2 protein-coding genes are annotated in these 21,722 nt (G+C 51.4%); one reads left to right on the forward strand and one right to left on the reverse strand.

Going from position 1 to position 21,722, the window contains the following annotated elements; translation table 11 throughout:
• Positions 1-7 precede the first annotated feature (7 nt).
• Positions 8-21,214, reverse strand: a complete 21,207-nt coding sequence (locus G461_RS24370; protein ID WP_051333590.1) for a tandem-95 repeat protein — start codon at positions 21,212-21,214, stop codon at positions 8-10.
• A gap of 174 nt (positions 21,215-21,388) precedes the next feature.
• On the opposite strand from G461_RS24370, the gene G461_RS0114750 reads away from it, so the two are divergent.
• A complete protein-coding gene (locus G461_RS0114750) occupies positions 21,389-21,718 on the forward strand; it encodes an Hpt domain-containing protein (protein ID WP_026972402.1) in 330 nt (109 codons plus the stop codon).
• The last annotated feature ends 4 nt before the right edge of the window (positions 21,719-21,722 follow it).

A 21,722-nucleotide genomic window follows, 5' to 3' on the forward strand; every position in this document is an offset into this window, starting at 1 on the left:
TGGCCTCCTATACGTTTTCGTCGTAGTGGTGAGTATCTTGCGATCCTCCTGCACCACCACCTTGGTCAAAGCTGGACGAGTCATCCATCACATCGACTCCCTCATCTGACTGCTCAGCAGAGGTCCAATCGCCACCACTGGCACCTTCACCTTCAGCAAATGGGTCGTTGCCAGAACCCGCCCCCTGTTGTGACGACATCTCATGGTCTTCAGACACATCAATATTGATGCTAAAGTTGGCCCCTTCCACTGGATCATCATTGCTATCCAAGCCCGCAAACTCGACGGTTAGCTCACCCTCGTAATCATCAGCAAGGTTCACAGATACAGGTTGTGACAAGTCACCACTGACCATGTAGCCACCATCGGTCTCAATGGCACCAGATACTTGAGTACCTTCAGGAAAACCGGTGATTTCAACAGACTCAACACCATCTGCTCCCCCTACATCACCAGGAATGCTTAGGTTAAAGTCACCGCCTGGAGCAACCTCCATATCGAAGCTTTCCTCGTCAGACGCATCAACCTCTCCCCCACCTGCTTCGGCGTTATCGTCGGACGCCGCCTCTGGGCTTGCGGAAGACTCTGGTGCTGCTTCAGCTTCAGGCATATCAACACTAAGATTCACGGTTGCTGGCTGTGCCCCATCAACACTCACTTCTAGCGGCAAATCACCACTAAAGCCTTCATCCGGCCAGAAGCTCCATGCCTGTTCACCATCTTCGATCAACGCGCCTTCATCCCCGAGATAGTCAACCTCCAATGAGCTAACATCCCCCTCGATGTTCATCTCATCAAGTAGTTGGTCTTGGGTAAAGTTAACTGCACCATCTTCATCCGGAGTAAGCGGTTCAGACAACTCATCTACGTTGATGTTAAAGTGGCTGCGCACCGATTCTTGGCCGTCGGTAGCGACAAAGCCAACCTGCGCCTCACCGGTGAAGCCTTCTGCTGGGGTATAGCTGTATACGCCCTCGTTGTCTTGCTCCAGCGTGCCTTGGCCAGATATCAACTGGATCGATTCCAGACTTAGGTGATCTCCATCAAGGTCAGTTACTGTGGAAAGCACCTGCTCTTCGGTGAAACTCAGCGTCTCACCCTCAGCTATTCGGGATGAGGCAATACCTTCTACCTGTGGCGCTTGATTGTCACCGCCTTCTCCCGGAGGAACCACGCCAATAGCCGCTTGTTCATCAATTAGCTCTCCATCACGATTGATAACATAGGCAAAATCGAGCGTGCCGGTGAAGTCATCAGCTGGAGTGAAGCTCCACGTTCCATCGCCGTTATCAATCAGGCTACCCTGCGAGTCGTCAATCAGGTGGACAAACTGTACCTCATCACCCGGTTGTGCTTCAGTATGCTCAGCCATTTCTAACAGCGCCTCAGTGGTCAAAAGCATGGTTTCGCCCTGCTCCACAGTGACATCTGCATAAGCTTCGCTTGGCTCAGTGAGAGCGCTGGAGCCTTCATCACCATAATCAACGGTGGTCGCAGTTACGGTGATAAAGAAGTTACCGCTAAAGTCCTCAGGAGGGGTTAGTTGTAGATCATCTATATTCCAATCATCGATATCTATGTACTGTCCTTCGTAAGTAATTTCGATGGTGTTGACGCCATCACTCACCACGAAGCCGACAGGGAAACCGGTCATGACCAGGTTGCTCAGAACTTCTGAATCGTCCAACAGGTCAACATTCAAGCCCAAGTGGCCAGTTGTATCTTCAGAGAATACCAGTGGCCCCTCATGGTCGGTGGTAATAACGGCACCATCGGCAACCGGTCGCACATAAACGGGGATGTCGAGAGTCGTTTCTTCTTCACCATCTGACACAACAACTTGCAGCCCAGAAGTACCGGCAAAATCGTCAGTTGGAGTGAAAGTCCAGGTTCCATCACCGTTATCGGTGAGATCTCCCCCGTCCTCACCTTCTGTTGTAATCACGCGCGAAACAATGAGATTTTCGGTGTCGATATCACCGAACAAGTCCAGCATGTCTTCAGCGTTGAAGGTAAACGCACCATCTTCCGACGTGGTCATATGAGCATTACCATCGGTAAACGGTGCGTCATTGACGGGTATAACGTCTACGTTCAGGGAGCCATCTACAGTCTCTGTTCCATCAGTAAGCTGATAGGCCAACTCGATCATGCCGTTAAAATCTTGTGGCGCGACCAAATGATACATGCCATCTGGCTGCATAGTCACGGTGGCATTCGCAGGCTGACGGATCGACAGGTTGGTTAGGCTTAAGTCATCGCCATCCAAGTCTTCTGATTGACCCACTATAAAGGCTGGGTCGATGACCAGTAGCTGATCTTCTTCGCCCTCCATACTGATGGTCGGCGCTGTTGGTAAGTCGTTAACAGGTGTAACTTCCAGATCCAGCTCTGTAGCAACAACATTTTCACCATCGCTAACATCGTAGGTGAAAGCGATATCGCCATTAAAGTTCTCACTAGGAGTAATGGTGAAACTACCGTCTTCGTTTCGCACTACTTCGGCATTCGGATCGCTGGTTTGCAAATTAAGTGCGGTAAGATCATCGCCCTCGACATCTGTGGCGTTGGCCAGCAAGTCGTCTTGAGTAAGCGTGATACTTCCATCTTCTGCAACGGTTGCGCTAACCGGCCGCGCTACAGGCGCATCGTTTACTGCCTCGACTGTTATGTTAGCGTTAGTATTGGCAATCGCCCCCTCTTCATCGATAACCGTGACATCGAGTGAAATATCACCATTCCAGTCCGGATTTGGAGCGAAACTAAACGTTCCATCGCCATTATCAGTTAAGAAGCCGTCATCGCCGCTGTAACTAACATCCTGAAGGCTAACTTCTCCTTCGATGTCACTGCTGTTAGCGAGTAGCTGCTCTTCACTTAAGGTAATAACGCCATCTTCCTGCATGGTGTAGGCAGTAGTACCAGCTACCGGCGGATCGTTGACCGCTATCACTTCAATGGCTGCGTTGGTATTCGCTGTTGCTCCATCTTCGTCTACAACAGTCACCGCTAAGCTAACATCGCCATTGAAGTTCTCATTCGGTGCAAAGCTGTAAGTGCCGTCTCCGTTATCAGTGAGGATACCGTCTGCACCTGAGTAGCTCACATCCTGTACTGCAACATCACCTTCCACATCGCTGGAGTTAGCTAACAGCTGCTCCTCGCTAAAGGTCAGTACGTTGTCTTCATCCACTTGATAGCTGGTCGAACCGGCTACCGGTGGATCGTTGACCTCGGTGACAGTCACATCGATGGACGCGTCGACGGTGTCGGTGCCATCAGAGACTGAGAAGCTCAGCTCCACCTCACCGCTGAAGTTCTCGTTTGGTGAGAAGGTATAAGAGCCATCACCGTTATCGGTGAATACACCGTCTGCGCCGCTATAAGACACGTCGGCAACAGACAGATCATCACCGTCAATATCCGAAGCACCCGCTAGCAGCTGCTCATCGGTAAAGGTCAGACTGCCATCTTCTTCGATGGTGTAGGCCTTATCCTCGGCACTTGGCAGGTCGTTGACTGGGTTAACGGTCAGGTCGGCACTGGCTACGACAGTGTCAGTGCCATCACTAATATCGAAACTCAGGTCGATATCGCCATTGAAGTCGGCATCTGGAGTGATGGTAAATGAGCCATCGTCGTTTTCGACCACAGTGGCGTTATCACCCGCACTGAGATTAGACGCGGTAAGCGCATCGCCCTCTATATCTGAGGCTTGTGACAGGAGCTGCTCTTGGCTAAGAGTAATCGCGCCATCTTCATCCACACTGTAGGCCAAATCACCTGATACTGGCGCGTCATTGGCTGCGATAACCTCGATACCGGCGGTAGTCTCTGCTGTGGCACCATCTTCATCAACAACTACGACATCCAGTGACACATCGCCGTTGAAGTTCTCGTTCGGTGCAAAGCTGTAGCTGCCATCACCATTGTCGGTGAGGATACCGTCAGTGCCGGAGTAGCTGACATCTTGGACAACTACATCGCCTTCGACATCGCTGGAATTCGCCAGCAGCTGCTCTTCTGAGAAGGTCAGAACGTTGTCTTCATCCACTTGGTAGCTGGTTGAACCGGCTACCGGTGGATCGTTAACCTCAGTCACGATGACATCAATGGACGCATCTACTGTGTCGGTGCCATCACTTACTGAGAAGCTCAGCTCCACGTCGCCACTGAAGTTCTCGTTCGGGCTAAAGGTATAAGAGCCATCACCGTTATCGGTGAAGACACCGTCTGCGCCGCTGTAGGACACGTCCGCAACAGACAGATCATCCCCGTCGATATCCGACGCACCGGCCAGTAACTGCTCATCGGTAAAGGTCAGGCTGCCATCTTCTTCAATGGTGTAGGCCTTATCCTCGGCACTTGGCAGGTCGTTGACGGGGTTAACCGTCAGGTCTGCACTGGCTACGATGGTATCGGTGCCGTCTGAGATATCGAAGCTTAGGTCGATGTCGCCATGAAAGTCAGCATCCGGAGTGATGGTAAATGAACCATCATCGTTTTCTGTAACAGTGGCGTTATCGCCAGCGCTGAGATTGCTCGCGGTAAGCGCGTCGCCCTCCACATCACTGGCTTGAGACAGAAGCTGTTCTTGGCTGAGGGTAATCGCACCGTCTTCATCAACGCTATAGGCCAAATCACCTGAGACCGGCGCGTCATTAATTGGCAGTACATCAACGTTAATCACAGTATCAACCGTGGCACCATCCTCATCCTGGATGGTCACATTCAGTTGAACTTCTCCGTTAAAGTTTTCGTTCGGTGCGAAGCTACACGTGCCATCGCCATTGACTGAGAACACACCATCAGGGCCGTCGTAGCTGATACCTACCAGCTCAACATCCCCTTCGATATCTGAGGCATTACCCAGTACCTGAGACTCACTAAAGGTCAGGACGCTGTCTTCATCAATACTGTAGGAGGTGGGTCCCGCAATCGGTGGGTCATTGACTTCAATGACTTCTATACCCGCTGTGGTATCTGCAGTAGCGCCATCTTCATCAACAATAGTCACATCCAGGCTGATATCGCCTGAGAAGTTTTCGTTCGGGGTAAAGGTGTAGGAGCCATCGCCATTATCCGCGAATACGCCGTCTGTGCCCGAGTAAGACACATCTTCTACCGCTACATCCCCTTCTATATCGGAGCTATTCGCCAACAACTGCTCATCACTGATGGTGATGGAGTTATCTTCATTGACCTGATAGCTGGTTGAACCCGCCACCGGTGGATCGTTTACTTCAGTCACGGTCACATCGATGGAGGCATCAACAGTATCAGTGCCATCGGAGACTGAGAAGCTCAGCTCGACATCACCGCTGAAGTTCTCATTCGGACTAAAGGTGTAAGAGCCATCGCCGTTATCGGTGAATACGCCATCCGCGCCTGAGTAGGACACGTCTGCAACAGACAGATCATCCCCGTCGATATCGGAGGCACCGGCAAGCAACTGCTCATCGGTAAAGGTCAGGCTGCCATCTTCTTCAATGGTGTAAGCCTTATCTTCAGCGCTTGGCAGGTCGTTAACCGGGTTAACGGTTAGGTCGGCGCTGGCTACGATGCTGTCAGTGCCGTCTGAGATATCGAAACTTAAGTCGATATCACCATTGAAGTCAGCATCTGGGGTGATGGTGAATGAGCCATCGTCATTCTCTGTAACGCTAGCGTTATCACCGGCGCTCAGGTTAGAGGCTGTAAGTGCATCGCCTTCTACGTCACTGGCTTGTGACAGGAGCTGTTCTTGGCTCAGGGTAATCGCACCATCTTCATCAACGCTGTAGGCCAAATCACCCGATACTGGCGCATCATTGACTGCAATGACTTCAATACCTGCAGTGGTTTCAGCTGTTGCACCGTCTTCATCAACTACGGTCACATCAAGGCTAACATCGCCGTTGAAGTTCTCGTTCGGTGCAAAGCTGTAGCTGCCATCACCATTGTCGGTAAGGATACCGTCGGTGCCTGAGTAGCTGACGTCTTGGACGGCGACATCCCCTTCGACATCGCTGGAGTTCGCCAGCAGCTGCTCTTCTGAGAAGGTCAGAACGTTGTCTTCATCCACTTGGTAGCTGGTTGAACCCGCCACCGGTGGATCGTTAACCTCAGTCACGGTCACATCGATGGACGCATCTACTGTGTCGGTGCCGTCACTTACTGAGAAGCTCAGCTCTACCTCACCACTGAAGTTTTCGTTTGGACTAAAGGTATATGAACCGTCACCGTTATCGGTGAATACGCCATCGGCGCCGCTATAAGACACGTCGGCTACCGACAGATCATCCCCGTCGATATCAGAAGCACCGGCCAGTAACTGCTCATCGGTAAAGGTCAGGCTGCCATCTTCTTCAACGGTGTAGGCCTTATCCTCTGCGCTTGGCAGGTCGTTCACCGGATTAACAGTTAGGTCTGCGGTGGCGACGATGCTGTCCGTGCCATCTGAGATATCGAAGCTCAGGTCGATATCGCCGTTAAAGTCGGCGTCTGGGGTAATAGTGAAGCTACCATCATCATTTTCAGTGACGGTGGTATTATCACCCGCGCTTAGGTTAGAAGCTGTAAGTGCATCGCCCTCGACATCTGATGCCTGGCTTAGCAACTGCTCCTGACTTAGCGTAATCGCGCCATCTTCAGAGACACTGTAAGCCAAGTCGCCTGAGACCGGCGCATCATTAATTGGCAGTACATCAACGTTAATCACCGTATCAACCGTGGCACCATCCTCATCCTGGATGGTCACATTCAGTTGCACTTCGCCATTAAAGTTTTCGTTCGGCGCAAAACTACAAGTACCATCGCCATTGACTGAGAACACCCCATCGGGGCCGTCATAGCTGATACCTACCAGCTCTACGTCACCTTCAATATCCGAGGCATTACCCAGCACCTGAGACTCACTAAAGGTCAGAACGCTGTCTTCATCGATGGTGTATGAGGTTGGCCCCGCAATCGGTGGGTCATTCACTTCAATGACCTCGATACCCGCTGTGGTATCAGCGGTAGCGCCAGCTTCATCAACAATGGTTACATCCAGGCTGATATCACCTGAGAAGTTTTCATTCGGGGTGAAGGTATAGGAACCATCGCCATTATCGGCGAATACCCCTTCAGTGCCTGAGTAAGACACATCATGGACTGCTACATCCCCTTCGATATCGGAACTGTTCGCTAGCAGCTGCTCGTCACTGATGGTGATGGAGTTATCTTCATTGACTTGATAGCTGGTTGAACCGGCTACCGGTGGATCATTAACCTCAGTCACGGTCATATCGATGGAGGCATCTACTGTGTCTGTGCCATCAGAGACTGAGAAACTAAGCTCTACCTCACCACTGAAGTTCTCATTCGGGCTAAAGGTATAAGAGCCATCACCGTTATCGGTGAATACACCGTCTGCACCACTGTAGGACACGTCCGCAACAGACAGCTCATCCCCGTCGATATCGGAAGCACCGGCCAGTAACTGCTCATCGGTAAAGGTCAGGCTGCCATCTTCTTCAACAGTGTAAGCCTTGTCATCAGCGCTTGGCAGGTCGTTAACCGGGTTAACGGTTAGGTCGGCACTAGCAACAACGGTATCTGTGCCATCACTGATATCGAAGCTCAGGTCGATATCGCCATTGAAATCGGCATCCGGAGTGATGGTGAAGCTACCGTCATCATTTTCAGTAACGCTGGCGTTATCGCCGGCGCTTAAGTTGCTCGCTGTAAGTGCATCACCTTCCACGTCACTGGCTTGTGACAGAAGCTGTTCTTGGCTCAGGGTAATCGCACCGTCTTCATCGACGCTGTAGGCCAAATCACCCGAAACTGGTGCATCATTGACTGCGATGACTTCGATACCGGCGGTGGTCTCTGCAGTTGCACCGTCTTCATCAACCACGGTCACTTCCAGTGACACATCGCCGTTGAAGTTCTCATTCGGTGCAAAGCTGTAGCTACCGTCACCGTTATCGGTGAGGATACCGTCAGTGCCGGAGTAGCTGACATCCTGGACGGCTACATCCCCTTCGACATCGCTGGAGTTCGCCAGAAGCTGCTCTTCGGAGAAGACCAGAACGTTATCTTCATCCACTTGATAGCTGGTGCTGCCCGCTACCGGTGGATCGTTAACCTCGGTCACAGTCACATCGATGGAGGCATCAACAGTATCTGTACCATCAGAGACTGAGAAACTTAGCTCGATCTCACCACTGAAGTTTTCGTTCGGGCTAAAGGTGTAGCTACCATCGCCATTGTCAGCGAATACACCGTCTGCACCACTGTAGGACACATCGGCAACAGACAGATCATCACCGTCGATATCGGAAGCACCCGCCAGTAACTGCTCATCAGTAAAGGTCAGGCTGCCGTCTTCTTCGATGATGTAAGCCTTATCCTCTGCGCTTGGTAGGTCGTTAACCGGGTTAACCGTTAGGTCTGCGCTGGCTACGATGCTGTCGGTACCGTCTGAGATATCGAAGCTTAGGTCGATATCGCCATTGAAATCAGCATCTGGGGTGATGGTGAAGCTACCATCATCGTTTTCAGTGACGGTGGCATTGTCACCGGCTCTCAGGTTAGAGGCTGTAAGTGCATCACCTTCCACGTCACTGGCTTGTGACAGGAGCTGTTCTTGGCTCAGCGTAATCGCACCGTCTTCATCTACGCTGTAGGCCAAATCACCCGAAACCGGTGCATCATTGACTGCGATGACTTCGATACCGGCGGTGGTCTCTGCAGTTGCACCGTCTTCATCAACCACGGTCACTTCCAGTGACACATCGCCGTTGAAGTTCTCGTTAGGTGCGAAGCTATAGCTGCCATCACCGTTATCGGTGAGGATACCGTCGGTGCCGGAATAGCTAACTTCCTGAACGGCGACATCGCCTTCGACATCCGAACTATTGGCTAACAGCTGTTCTTCTGAGAAGGTCAGTACGTTGTCTTCATCCACTTGATAGCTGGTTGAACCGGCTACCGGTGGATCGTTCACCTCGGTGACAGTCACGTCGATGGACGCGTCGACTGTGTCGGTGCCATCAGAGACCGAGAAGCTCAGCTCTACTTCGCCGCTGAAGTTCTCGTTTGGTGAGAAGGTGTAGCTACCGTCACCGTTATCGGTGAATACGCCATCTGCGCCTGAGTAGGATACGTCGGCAACAGACAGATCATCCCCGTCGATATCACTGGCACCGGCCAGTAACTGCTCATCGGTAAAGGTCAGGCTGCCATCTTCTTCGATGGTATAAGCCTTATCCTCGGCCTCTGGCGCATCATTAACGGGGGTAACGGTTAGGTTCAGCTCAGTCGCAACAATGTCATCACCGTCGCTAACGTCGTAACTAAACTGAATGTCGCCGTGGAAGTCCTCGCTTGGCGTGATAGTAAAGCTGCCATCATCGTTAGCAACGACAGTGGCATTCTCATCGTTTGTGGATAGATTCAACGCGGTCAGGTCATCGCCATCAACATCCGAGGCATTCGCTAGCAGGTCTTCTTGGGTGACGGTGATGCTGCGATCTTCCTCTACGGTAGCTGAAACCGACTCCGCCGTTGGATCGTAATCCTGAACATCAATATGTATAGTCTGCGAAACACTCGCCTCATCGTCGTTAGACAATTCGGTTGCAGTTGCTTCAACAACCAGATCAACACCACCGGAGAAGCCCTCTGGGAAGTCGAGCTCTAAGGTTTGATCGAGTGCAATGGTTGGCAGTACCACCGAGCCTTCAGCACCCGCGGTTACTTCACCACTGAAGATTTGGCTGTTCAACTCACCCACGTCAATGGTGAAATTGAAGTCTGAGAAGTCTCTGTCGCCACCGCCATAAAGATCTTCGATGCCGTAAACCAACTCGCCGTCTTCATTTAGGCCGGTACGCGTGTGCTCTATACCATCTTGGTTTAGGTTTTCACTGGTTCCACCGTGGAAAATTGCATCTCCAAACTGGCTTTGAACCACGGTGACTTCGCCATCGTCGCCCACAAATACCAACTGCGGGTCAACACTGTCCATGGTTGCCGATGAGCCATCTTCCATACGGAACTCAAAATGACCATCTTGCATTTCATCGAAGTTATTGCGATTAAAACCATTAGGTACAACGAACAGGTTGAAACTTTCGCCTTCTTCAATATTGAAGCTAAACGAGGTTTCTCCGGGAACTAAGTCTCCGCCGCCACCGACCTGAGAGGCATTCTCGTAGACGATTTCCACATCGGTGATATTGCCCTCATCGTCAACCTTGTAGTAACCCGCGGCATTCTTGAATCCAGCGGTTTCGCCCTCAAATGTCACGGTAATTTCGGTATCGTTGTAACTAGTAATACCGCTATCTTGGTCGTTGAGTACCGACTCATTGTCGTAGCGAATCACCGTACCCTCGGGCACGCCATTTACTTCTACGCTGAGCGTTTCTGATAAGTCTTGGTCGACCAGCTCTGCGGCAATATTGAGTTCTACCGTTTCGCCCTGTTCGGCTTCAATGGTTTGACCTGAGAGATCTTGGCCATCGGCATCGGTTACGCTCAGATCTGGCGCATCGGCAACCGCCCCAATAGCCACATCGATGGACTGGGTCACCGAGTCTGTACCATCGCTGACGCTGAACTCTAGCTGTACGTCGCCGCTAAAGTGTTCGGCTGGGTTAAAGCTATATGTACCATCTCCGTTATCAACCAGCTCGCCTTGGTCACCGCTGTAACTTACGCCGTCAACTGAAAGCGCGTCACCTTCGATATCCGTTGCATTCGCTAGCAGTACTTCATCACTAATCAGTAGTGACCCGTCTTCTTGCATCTCGAAGCTAACGGGTGCAACTTCAGGTGCATCATTCACAGGGTTAACCGTCAGGTTAAGCTCTGTTGGTGTGGCAATTTCACCATCGCTCACATCGTAGGTGAACTGAATGTCCCCGTAAAAATCTTCACTCGGGGTCACACTGTATGTGCCGTCGCCATTGTCAACGACGGTGGCATTCGGGTCGTTAGTTTGCAGATTATCAGCGTAGAGAATGTCACCATCGACATCAGAGGCATTCTCCAACAGCATTTCCTGAGTAACCAAGATGGTATTGTCTTCATCTACCTGCGCAGCCACCGCTTCGGCTTCGGGCGCATCGTTAACAAACTCGACATTCAGTTCAAGGTTTGCCTGTACGACATCGGTGCCGTCACTGACATCGAAAGTAAAGTTAACCTGTCCATCAAACTCAGGGCTAGGCGTGATGGTATAAGAACCATCACCGTTATCGACGACAGAGGCATTAGGCTCTTCAGTGCTCAAGTTCAGCACGCTAAGTTCATCGCCTTCTATGTCACTGGCTTGTGCGAGTAGCTGCTCGGTAGTAACAGTAAGTGATTCATCCTCCATGGTGTTGAACACCAAATCAGGTACATCAGGCAAGTCATTGACTGGATTAACCGTGAGGTCTAAGCCAGTAGCAACTGTCTCAATGCCATCGGTTACGTCATAGCTAAACTCGACCTCACCAAAGAAGTTCTCGCTTGGAGTGATAGTGAAGCTACCATCGCCATTTTCAACGATTGTGGCGTTTGGATCATTAGTGCTTAGGTTGGTTGCGGCTAATGCATCGCCATCGATGTCAGAGGCATTGGCCAATAAGTCTTCCTGAGTAAGGGTGATACTTCCATCTTCATCAACGCTGGCATCTAACGGCCCACTCACATCTGGCGCAAAATTCACCTCTTCTACGTCGATATTCATGGTGTTAGGCGCACTAGCGATTCCGTCGCTCACATCGAAGGTAAGCTGCACCTCTCCGCTGAAGTCTTCTGCTGGCGTAAAGGTGAAGGTGTTATCACCGTTGTCCTGCAAAGTGCCTTGGGTTTGATCGGCCAGCAACAAATTTTCGATATGCAGGATATCGCCATCAACGTCGCTAGCATTGGCAAGCAGTTGCTCAACACTGATCTGCATGCTGCCGTTTTCTAGCATTTGTGCCGATAGCGGTGCTCCAGGCTCAGGCACATCATTGACCGGGATAACCGTCAGATCGACATGAGCGTCGACCGCATCAGTACCGTCGAATACCTGGTAGTCGAGATCGACTTCACCATTGAAGTTCTCGTTAGGAACAAAGGTGTAACTGCCATCACCATTATCTGTCAGCTCACCATTATCGCCGTTATAGCTGATATTGCTGATACTGAGATCATCCCCTTCGATATCTGAAGCATTCGCTAGCAGATCTTCATCGGTAAAGGTGATCGAGTTATCCTCCTCAGTACTAAGGATAACGGGGCCAGATACAATCGGCTCATCATTAACCGACTCAAAGTTGATGTTGATGGTATTGCTGTCCACCAACTCCCCGTCGGTGACTTCGTAGGTAAGTTCTACTTCACCATGGAAGTCTGGATCAGGGGTTACCGTCCAAGTACCATCACCGTTATCGGTTAAGGTAGCATCATCCCCTACCAGCTCAAGGTTTTGGATATCCAGCACGTCGCTATCGATATCCGATGCTTGGGCAAGCAGTTGCTCTTCGGTAATAACTATCGACGCGAAGCTTTCTGCGCCTTCACCGCTAACCTCAAGGCTCGGTAAATCGGCGGTAAGATCGAGAGCCACATCGGCATCACTGTTATGCAGGTTGAGGTCTATGGTTTCGGTGACCTCGGTACCATCAACACCAATGGTTGTGAATACCACCTCGTCAGCCTGCGTTTGCGAGACCGTCATGTTTTGAACTACATAGGTTCCGCTACCTTGGATGGTACCCAGCTCAAAGTGTGATACTGGCTCATCGGTGGTTAGGGTGTAGGTATGCTCATACGAGTTTTTATCATCTTTATGGTAAGTCTCTGAGTCAATGAGCTCACCGTCAGCGTTGAAGGCACGGATTTCCACCTCGGTAAATCGAGGTGAATCTTCAAGGAACCAACCACCTAGACCATCTAGCTCGAAGCTGATTTCATTGATGTCTTTACCTTCAACCGTAACAACCAGTTGCTCATCATTACTCAAGCCATTACGGTCATCGTCGCCAATTCCGCGGCCAATATGGGTCTTACCATTCCAAGCGCCTAATGGGCCGTCGGAGCTTTGGGTGGTAACCGTCAGGTCTCCATCAACAAACTGGCGGGTGTGGTCATCAACGGCAGTTCCCCAGTCGTCTAAGGTCGCATTGTCATCGAAGGTACCAATTTGGCTGTCGTGGGTCGCTTGCGACACCGCGTCTTCATCAGGTACAAAGCGCACTTCAGTATCGGCGGGAACCTCTCTGCCGACCTCGAGCTGAACCCACTCATCGTCGATGTTCGCCTCGACGATGCCAAACTCCGGGGCTTGGTCAAGGCGGATCACAGGCTCTTCACGCAACGATACCCCAACGGTCTGATCTTCTTCCGCTTGGATAAAGATCTCATCCCCTGCATCCGGCGCGTCATTCACCGGATTAACAGTGAGATCTAAAGTGGTTGCTACCACGTCTACGCCATCACTTACATCAAAGGTGAAGTCGATATCGCCGTTGAAGTTCTCAGTATGGGTAATGGTATAGCTGCCATCATCATTCTCTACAATTGTGGCATTAGGGTCATTGGTTTGAAGGTTGGTTGCTGTTAGCTGATCACCTTCTATGTCCGATGCATTAGCAAGTAACTGCTCTTGAGTCAGCGTGATAGAGTGATCTTCGTCCACCACCGCTTCAACACCGGAAACATCAGGAGCATCATTCACGGCAATAACAGTAATGCCCGCGGTAGTTTGGGAACTGGCGCCATCCTCATCGACAACAGTCACGTCGAGGCTAACTTCACCACTCCAGTTTTCGCTAGGCGCAAAGGAGAAGGTACCGTCACCATTATCGCTAAAGGTGCCATCATCACCGCTGTAGCTTACCTCGCTGACACTAACATCACCTTCAACATCACTGCTGTTGGCTAGCAGCTGCTCTTCTGTCAGGGTAATAGCGCCATCTTCATCCATGGTGTAGGCAGTAGAGCCCGCCACTGGGGGATCGTTCACTGCGATAACTTCAATGCCCGCTGTGGTTTCAGCAGTCGCGCCACCTTCATCTACGACGGTCACATCCAGGCTAACATCACCATTGAAGTTCTCGTTTGGTGCAAAGCTGTAACTGCCATCACCGTTGTCGGTAAGGATACCGTCGGTGCCAGAGTAGCTGACGTCTTGGACGGCTACGTCCCCCTCTACATCGCTGGAGTTCGCCAACAGCTGCGCTTCTGAGAAGGTTAGTACGTTATCTTCATCCACTTGATAGCTGGTTGACCCCGCAACCGGTGGATCGTTTACTTCCGTTACGGTCACATCGAGGGATGCATCCACTGTATCGGTACCATCAGAGACTGAGAAGCTCAGTTCCACTTCGCCACTGAAGTTCTCATTTGGTGAGAAGGTATAAGAGCCATCACCGTTATCGGTGAATACACCGTCGGCGCCGCTGTAGGATACATCGGCAACAGACAGATCATCCCCGTCAATATCCGAAGCACCCGCTAGCAGCTGCTCATCGGTAAAGGTCAGGCTGCCATCTTCTTCGATGGTGTAGGCCTTATCTTCCGCGCTGGGCAGGTCGTTGACGGGGTTAACGGTCAGGTCAGCGTTGGCCACGATGCTGTCGGTGCCATCTGAGATGTCGAAGCTTAGGTCGATATCGCCATTAAAGTCAGCATCTGGGGTGATGGTGAAGCTACCGTCATCGTTCTCAACCACGGTGGCGTTATCACCGGCGCTTAGGTTAGACGCAGTTAGTGCATCGCCTTCAACATCAGACGCCTGGCTTAGCAGCTGCTCCTGACTTAGCGTAATCGCGCCATCTTCATCGACGCTATAGGCTAAGTCGTCCGACACTGGTGCATCATTGACTGCAATCACTTCAATACCGGCGGTAGTCTCTGCTGTGGCGCCGTCTTCATCAACGACTACGACATCCAGTGACACATCGCCGTTGAAGTTCTCATTCGGGGCAAAGCTGTAGCTGCCGTCACCATTGTCGGTAAGGATACCGTCGGTGCCGGAGTACGACACATCTTGGACTGCTACATCGCCCTCAATATCAGAGCTATTAGCTAGCAATTGTGCGTCGCTAAATGTAAGCACATTGTCTTCATCAACACTGTAGGAAGTCGCCCCCGCTACTGGTGGGTTGTTAACTTCACTTTCGGTTACAACGATATCAATATTTGCACCAACGGTATCGGTACCATCGGAAACTGAGAAACTAAGCTCTACCTCTCCACTGAAGTTCTCGTTAGGTGAGAAGGTGTAACTACCGTCACCGTTATCGGTGAACACACCATCTGCGCCTGAGTAAGACACATCAGCAACAGACAGGTCATCCCCGTCGATATCACTGGCCCCGGCCAGTAGCTGCTCATCGGTAAAGGTCAGACTGCCATCTTCTTCGACGTAGTAAAGCTTATCTTCTGCACCTGGCAGGTCGTTGACGGGGTTAACTGTCAAGTCAGCTGACGCCACGATGGTATCCGTGCCATCTGAGATATCGAAACTTAGGTCGATATCACCGTTAAAGTCAGCATCCGGGGTGATGGTGAATGAACCATCATCGTGCTCAACAACGGTGGCGTTATCGCCAGCGCTTAGGTTAGGCGCAGTTAGTGCATCACCTTCCACATCTGAAGCCTGGCTTAGCAGCTGCGCCTGACTTAGCGTAATCGCGCCGTCTTCATCCACGCTGTAGGCCAGATCACCTGACACTGGTGCGTCATTGACTGCAATGACTTCAATACCTGCAGTGGTCTCTGCAGTGGCACCATCTTCATCAACCACGGTCACATCCAGCGACACATCGCCGTTAAAGTTCTCGTTCGGCGCAAAGCTGTAGCTGCCATCACCATTGTCGGTGAAGATACCGTCGGTGCCGGAGTAGCTAACGCCTTGGACCGCCACATCACCTTCTACATCGCTGGAGTTGGCCAGAAGCTGCTCTTCACTGAAGGTCAGTACGTTATCTTCGTCCACTTGATAGCTGGTGCTGCCCGCTACCGGTGGATCGTTGACCTCGGTGACGGAGACATCGATGCTCGCATCAACGGTGTCGGTACCATCACTGACACTGAAGCTCAGTTCTACCTCGCCGCTGAAGTTCTCATTTGGTGAGAAGGTATAGCTACCGTCACCATTATCGGTGAACACGCCATCTGCGCCTGAGTAGGACACATCGGCAACAGACAGATCATCCCCATCGATATCACTCGCTCCGGCCAATAGCTGCTCATCAGTAAAGGTCAGGCTGCCATCCTCTTCAATGGTATAAGCCTTATCCTCGGCACTTGGCAGGTCGTTAACGGGGTTAACGGTCAGGTCTGCGCTGGCTACGATGGTATCGGTGCCGTCTGAGATATCGAAGCTCAAGTCGATATCTCCGTTAAAGTCGGCATCCGCGGTGATGGTGAATGAACCATCATCGTTCTCAACCACAGTGGCGTTATCGCCCGCACTGAGGTTAGACGCGGTAAGCGCATCGCCCTCTACATCTGATGCTTGAGACAGGAGCTGTTCTTGGCTCAGGGTAATCGCACCGTCTTCATCCACGCTGTAGGCCAAATCACCTGACACGGGCGCATCATTAATTGGCAGTACCTCAACGTTAATCACGGTGTCGACCGTGGCTCCATCCTCATCCTGGATGGTCACATTCAGTTGCACTTCGCCATTAAAGTTCTCGTTCGGCGCAAAACTACAAGTGCCATCGCCATTGACTGAGAACACACCATCAGGGCCGTCATAGCTGATACCTACCAGCTCAACATCCCCTTCAATATCCGAGGCATTACCCAGTACCTGAGACTCACTAAAGGTCAGAACGCTGTCTTCATCGATGGTGTATGAGGTTGGCCCCGCAATCGGCGGGTCATTCACTTCGATAACCTCGATACCCGCCGTGGTATCTGCGGTAGCGCCAGCTTCATCAACAATGGTCACATCTATGCTGATATCACCTGAGAAGTTCTCATTCGAGGTGAAGGTATAGGAGCCGTCGCCATTATCCGCAAATACCCCGTCAGTGCCTGAGTAAGACACATCTTGGACTGCTACATCCCCTTCGATATCGGAACTATTCGCTAGCAACTGCTCGTCACTGATGGTGATGGAGTTATCTTCATTGACTTGATAGCTGGTGCTGCCGGCTACCGGTGGATCGTTCACCTCAGTGACTGTCACGTCGATGGACGCGTCGACTGTATCGGTGCCATCACTGACACTGAAGCTCAGCTCTACCTCGCCGCTGAAGTTCTCATTTGGGCTAAAGGTGTAAGAGCCATCACCGTTATCGGTGAATACACCGTCTGCGCCGCTGTAGGATACGTCTGCAACAGACAGTTCATCCCCGTCAATATCACTCGCCCCTGCCAATAGCTGCTCATCGGTAAAGGTCAGGCTGCCATCTTCTTCAATGGTGTAGGCCTTATCTTCCGCGCTTGGCAGATCGTTGACGGGGTTAACCGTCAGGTAGGCAGTGGCTACGATGCTGTCGGTGCCATCGGAGACATCAAAGCTCAGGTCAATATCGCCATTGAAGTCGGCATCAGGGGTGATGGTGAAGCTACCATCGCCGTTATCCACCACGGTTGCGTTATCACCGGCGCTGAGATTGCTTGCGCTTAACTCATCGCCTTCAACATCTGACGCTTGAGATAACAACTGCTCCTGGCTCAGGGTAATTGCGCCGTCTTCATCCACGCTGTAGGCCAAATCGCCCGATACTGGCGCGTCATTAACCGCAATGACTTCAATACCGGCGTTGGTTTCCGCAGTGGCACCATCTTCATCAACGACAGTGACATCCAGAGAGACATCGCCATTAAAGTTCTCGTTCGGCGCAAAGCTGTAACTACCGTCACCGTTATCGGTAAGGATACCGTCGGTGCCAGAGTAGCTAACGTCTTGGACCGCCACATCCCCTTCTACATCGCTGGAGTTGGCCAGAAGCTGCTCTTCGCTAAAGGTCAGTACGTTGTCTTCATCGACTTGATAGCTGGTTGAACCGGCTACCGGTGGATCGTTGACCTCGGTGACGGTGACATCGATACTCGCATCAACGTTGTCGGTACCATCGGAGACAGAGAAGCTCAGCTCCACCCCACCGCTGAAGTTCTCATTAGGCGAGAAGGTATAAGAGCCATCACCGTTATCGGTGAATACGCCATCTGCGCCTGAGTAAGACACATCGGCAATAGACAGATCATCTCCATCGATATCATTGGCTCCGGCCAGTAGCTGCTCATCGGTAAAGGTCAGGCTGCCATCCTCTTCAATGGTATAAGCCTTATCCTCGGCACTTGGCAGGTCGTTAACGGGGTTAACGGTTAAGTCGGCACTGGCCACGATGCTGTCGGTGCCATCTGAGATATCAAAGCTCAGGTCGATATCGCCGTTAAAGTCGGCATCAGGCGTGATGGTAAAGCTACCATCGCCGTTATCCACCACGGTGGCGTTATCACCCGCACTGAGGTTGCTTGCGCTTAGCTCATCCCCTTCAACATCGCTAGCTTGAGACAGCAACTGCTCTTGGCTCAGGGTAATTGCGCCATCTTCGTCTACGGAGTACGCGAGGTCGCCAGACACTGGCGCATCGTTCACCGCGATAACTTCGATGCCCGCTGTAGTTTCAGCAGTCGCTCCGTCTTCATCAACGACAGTCACATCCAGTGAGACATCGCCGTTGAAGTTCTCATTCGGCGCAAAGCTGTAGCTGCCGTCACCGTTGTCGGCAAGGATACCGTCGGTGCCGGAGTACGATACATCTTGGACTGCTACATCACCTTCTACATCCGAGCTATTGGCAAGCAGTTGCTCTGAGCTAAAGGTCAGAACATTATCTTCATCCACTTGATAGCTGGTTGAGCCTGCTACCGGTGGATCGTTGACCTCGGTGACAGTGACATCGATGCTCGCATCAACGGTGTCGGTACCATCACTGACACTGAAGCTCAGCTCCACCTCACCGCTGAAGTTCTCATTTGGTGAGAAGGTATAAGAGCCATCGCCGTTATCAGTGAACACACCGTCGGCGCCTGAGTAGGACACATCGGCAACAGACAGATCATCCCCGTCAATATCACTGGCCCCGGCTAGCAACTGCTCATCGGTAAAGGTCAGGCTGCCATCTTCTTCAATGGTGTAGGCCTTATCCTCGGCACTTGGCAGGTCGTTAACTGGGTTAACCGTCAGGTCTGCACTGGCTACGATGGTATCGGTGCCGTCTGAGATATCGAAGCTTAGGTCGATGTCGCCATTAAAGTCAGCATCCGGAGTGATGGTAAATGAACCATCATCGTTTTCTGTAACAGTGGCGTTATCGCCAGCGCTGAGATTGCTCGCGGTAAGCGCGTCGCCCTCCACATCACTGGCTTGCGACAGGAGCTGTTCTTGGCTAAGAGTAATCGCGCCGTCTTCATCGACGCTATAGGCTAAGTCGCCCGATACTGGCGCGTCATTGACTGCTATGACTTCAATACCGGCAGTGGTTTCGGCAGACGCTCCGTCTTCATCAACGACAGTCACACCCAATGAGACATCACCGTTGAAGTTCTCATTCGGCGCAAAGCTGTAGCTGCCGTCACCGTTGTCGGTAAGGATACCGTCGGTGCCGGAGTAGCTAACGTCTTGTACCGCTACGTCCCCTTCTACATCACTGGAGTTGGCAAGCAGCTGTTCTTCGCTAAAGGTCAGTACGTTGTCTTCGTCTACTTGATAGCTGGTTGAGCCGGCCACCGGTGGATCGTTCACCTCGGTGACAGTCACGTCGATGGACGCATCGACGGTATCTGTTCCATCAGAGACCGAGAAGCTTAGCTGTACTTCACCACTGAAGTTCTCATTCGGGCTAAAGGTGTAAGAGCCATCACCGTTATCGGTGAATACGCCATCTGCGCCTGAGTAGGACACATCGGCAACAGACAGATCATCCCCATCGATATCACTCGCTCCGGCCAGTAGCTGCTCATCAGTAAAGGTCAGGCTGCCATCCTCTTCGATGGTGTAGGCCTTATCCTCGGCACTTGGCAGGTCGTTGACTGGGTTAACGGTCAGGTCGGCACTGGCTACGATGGTATCGGTGCCATCTGAGATATCGAAGCTTAGGTCGATATCACCGTTAAAGTCGGCATCCGGGGTGATGGTGAATGAGCCATCATCATTTTCGACCGCAGTGGCGTTATCGCCAGCGCTTAGGTTAGACGCGGTAAGCGCGTCACCTTCAACATCTGAAGCCTGGCTTAGCAGCTGCTCTTGGCTCAGGGTAATCGCGCCATCTTCATCAACGCTGTAGGCCAAGTCGCCAGATACTGGCGCATCGTTTTCCGGAGTTACCGTAATATCAATATTGGCTTGAACACTCTCAGTTCCATCGCTAACCGTAAAGCTCAGATCAACTTCACCAGTAAAGTTTTCGTTTGGTGCAAATGTATAGGTGCCATCACCGTTAACAGTTAGTACCCCGTCTGGACCAGAATAGTTAACACCTTCAATGATAAGCTGGTCACCATCTATATCACTGGCTCCAGCAAGAAGCTGCTCGTCAGTAAAAGTGAGAGTTCCATCTTCGTTAATGGTGTAAGCGAGATCTTCAGCAACGGGGCCATCGTTAGTATCTTCGACTTGTACTTCGAAGGTTTCCGATACGGTTTCAGTGTCAAAGTCATCTTGAACTGACTCAGTGCCACCTTCGCCAGTGTCTTCTACATTAACTTCAAAAGTTTCTGAAACAGTCTCGCTATCAAAGTCTTGGTGTTCCGTTTCAGCAGCTGGTGCTTGGCCCGCCGCAGCACCACCGCTCGAGGCGGCTGCTGCTTGAGTTGCACCCTCACTTTCTCCAGATTGAGCTTCAGCAGCTTCCCCCCCAACCGATTGCGGGGCTCCAGCACCGGAGCCACCCGCGCCGGTGTCAGCCCCCTCCTCTGCCTGAGACGCGCCACCAGGCATCACTTGAGACTGCGCCGCACTTCCCGGGTCACTGCCACTTCCTGAGGCATCAGCTACCGGAGCCCCCCTCTGGCTATCCGACTCTTCTTGAACACCTGAAGAACCACCCTCTTCACCGCTTGCTGACTGGGCGGCAATATCGTCTTGAAGGGTCTCGGCACCGGTCGCTACAGTGTTAGCTGTTGTACTTTGCTGATTTTGGCGTTCCTGCGCGGACTTTGAGTCAGTAGAAGCATCATTTGTAGAGATGTTTTCTTTTGCATCATTCAACGGGTTGTTGGTGTTCTCGTTGTCAGCCATGACTGTTCCTCAATCCTTGTTAATAAACACAAATCTACTATCCTATGTATCAATAAAAGTAGGATACTATTGAGAAACAAAACAACAATTTAGTTGTGTTTTTTATCCACAACCATAAAGATAAACATCATGTAACACTTTTATATATTTGACATCATTTTCTAGGAGCGTGTGATGATTAACATGGAAGAACTCGCCGTTATAACCGGGGGGAATAAAACAATCATGGAAACGATCTTAAACATGTACCTAGAAACCCACAGCCAAGACCATGCTTTGATGCTAGATCATATCGCTAACAGTGACTCAGGTTCATTGTTCTCTTGTTCTCATACTTTGAAAGGCACTCTTCAAACCATGTGCGAGAACGAGACAGTGCAAATGCTAGAAGTAATAGAAAAGGACTCTAGAGAAGGTAGCCTTCCCGATGACCAACTGATGCAGCAAGTCGTGTCATCACTTAAAGAAATCAACAATCAGATTGAGACCTATCTAGCAACCTGAGCGG

Origin of the sequence: Aliagarivorans marinus DSM 23064, assembly GCF_000429485.1 — a bacterium.
Lineage (GTDB): Bacteria > Pseudomonadota > Gammaproteobacteria > Enterobacterales > Celerinatantimonadaceae > Aliagarivorans > Aliagarivorans marinus.

Coding starts and splice junctions, on each gene's coding strand:
- G461_RS24370 (WP_051333590.1), bottom strand. CDS start 21,214: ATGGCTGACAACGAGAACACCAACAACCCGTTGAATGATGCAAAAGAA.
- G461_RS0114750 (WP_026972402.1), top strand. CDS start 21,389: ATGATTAACATGGAAGAACTCGCCGTTATAACCGGGGGGAATAAAACA.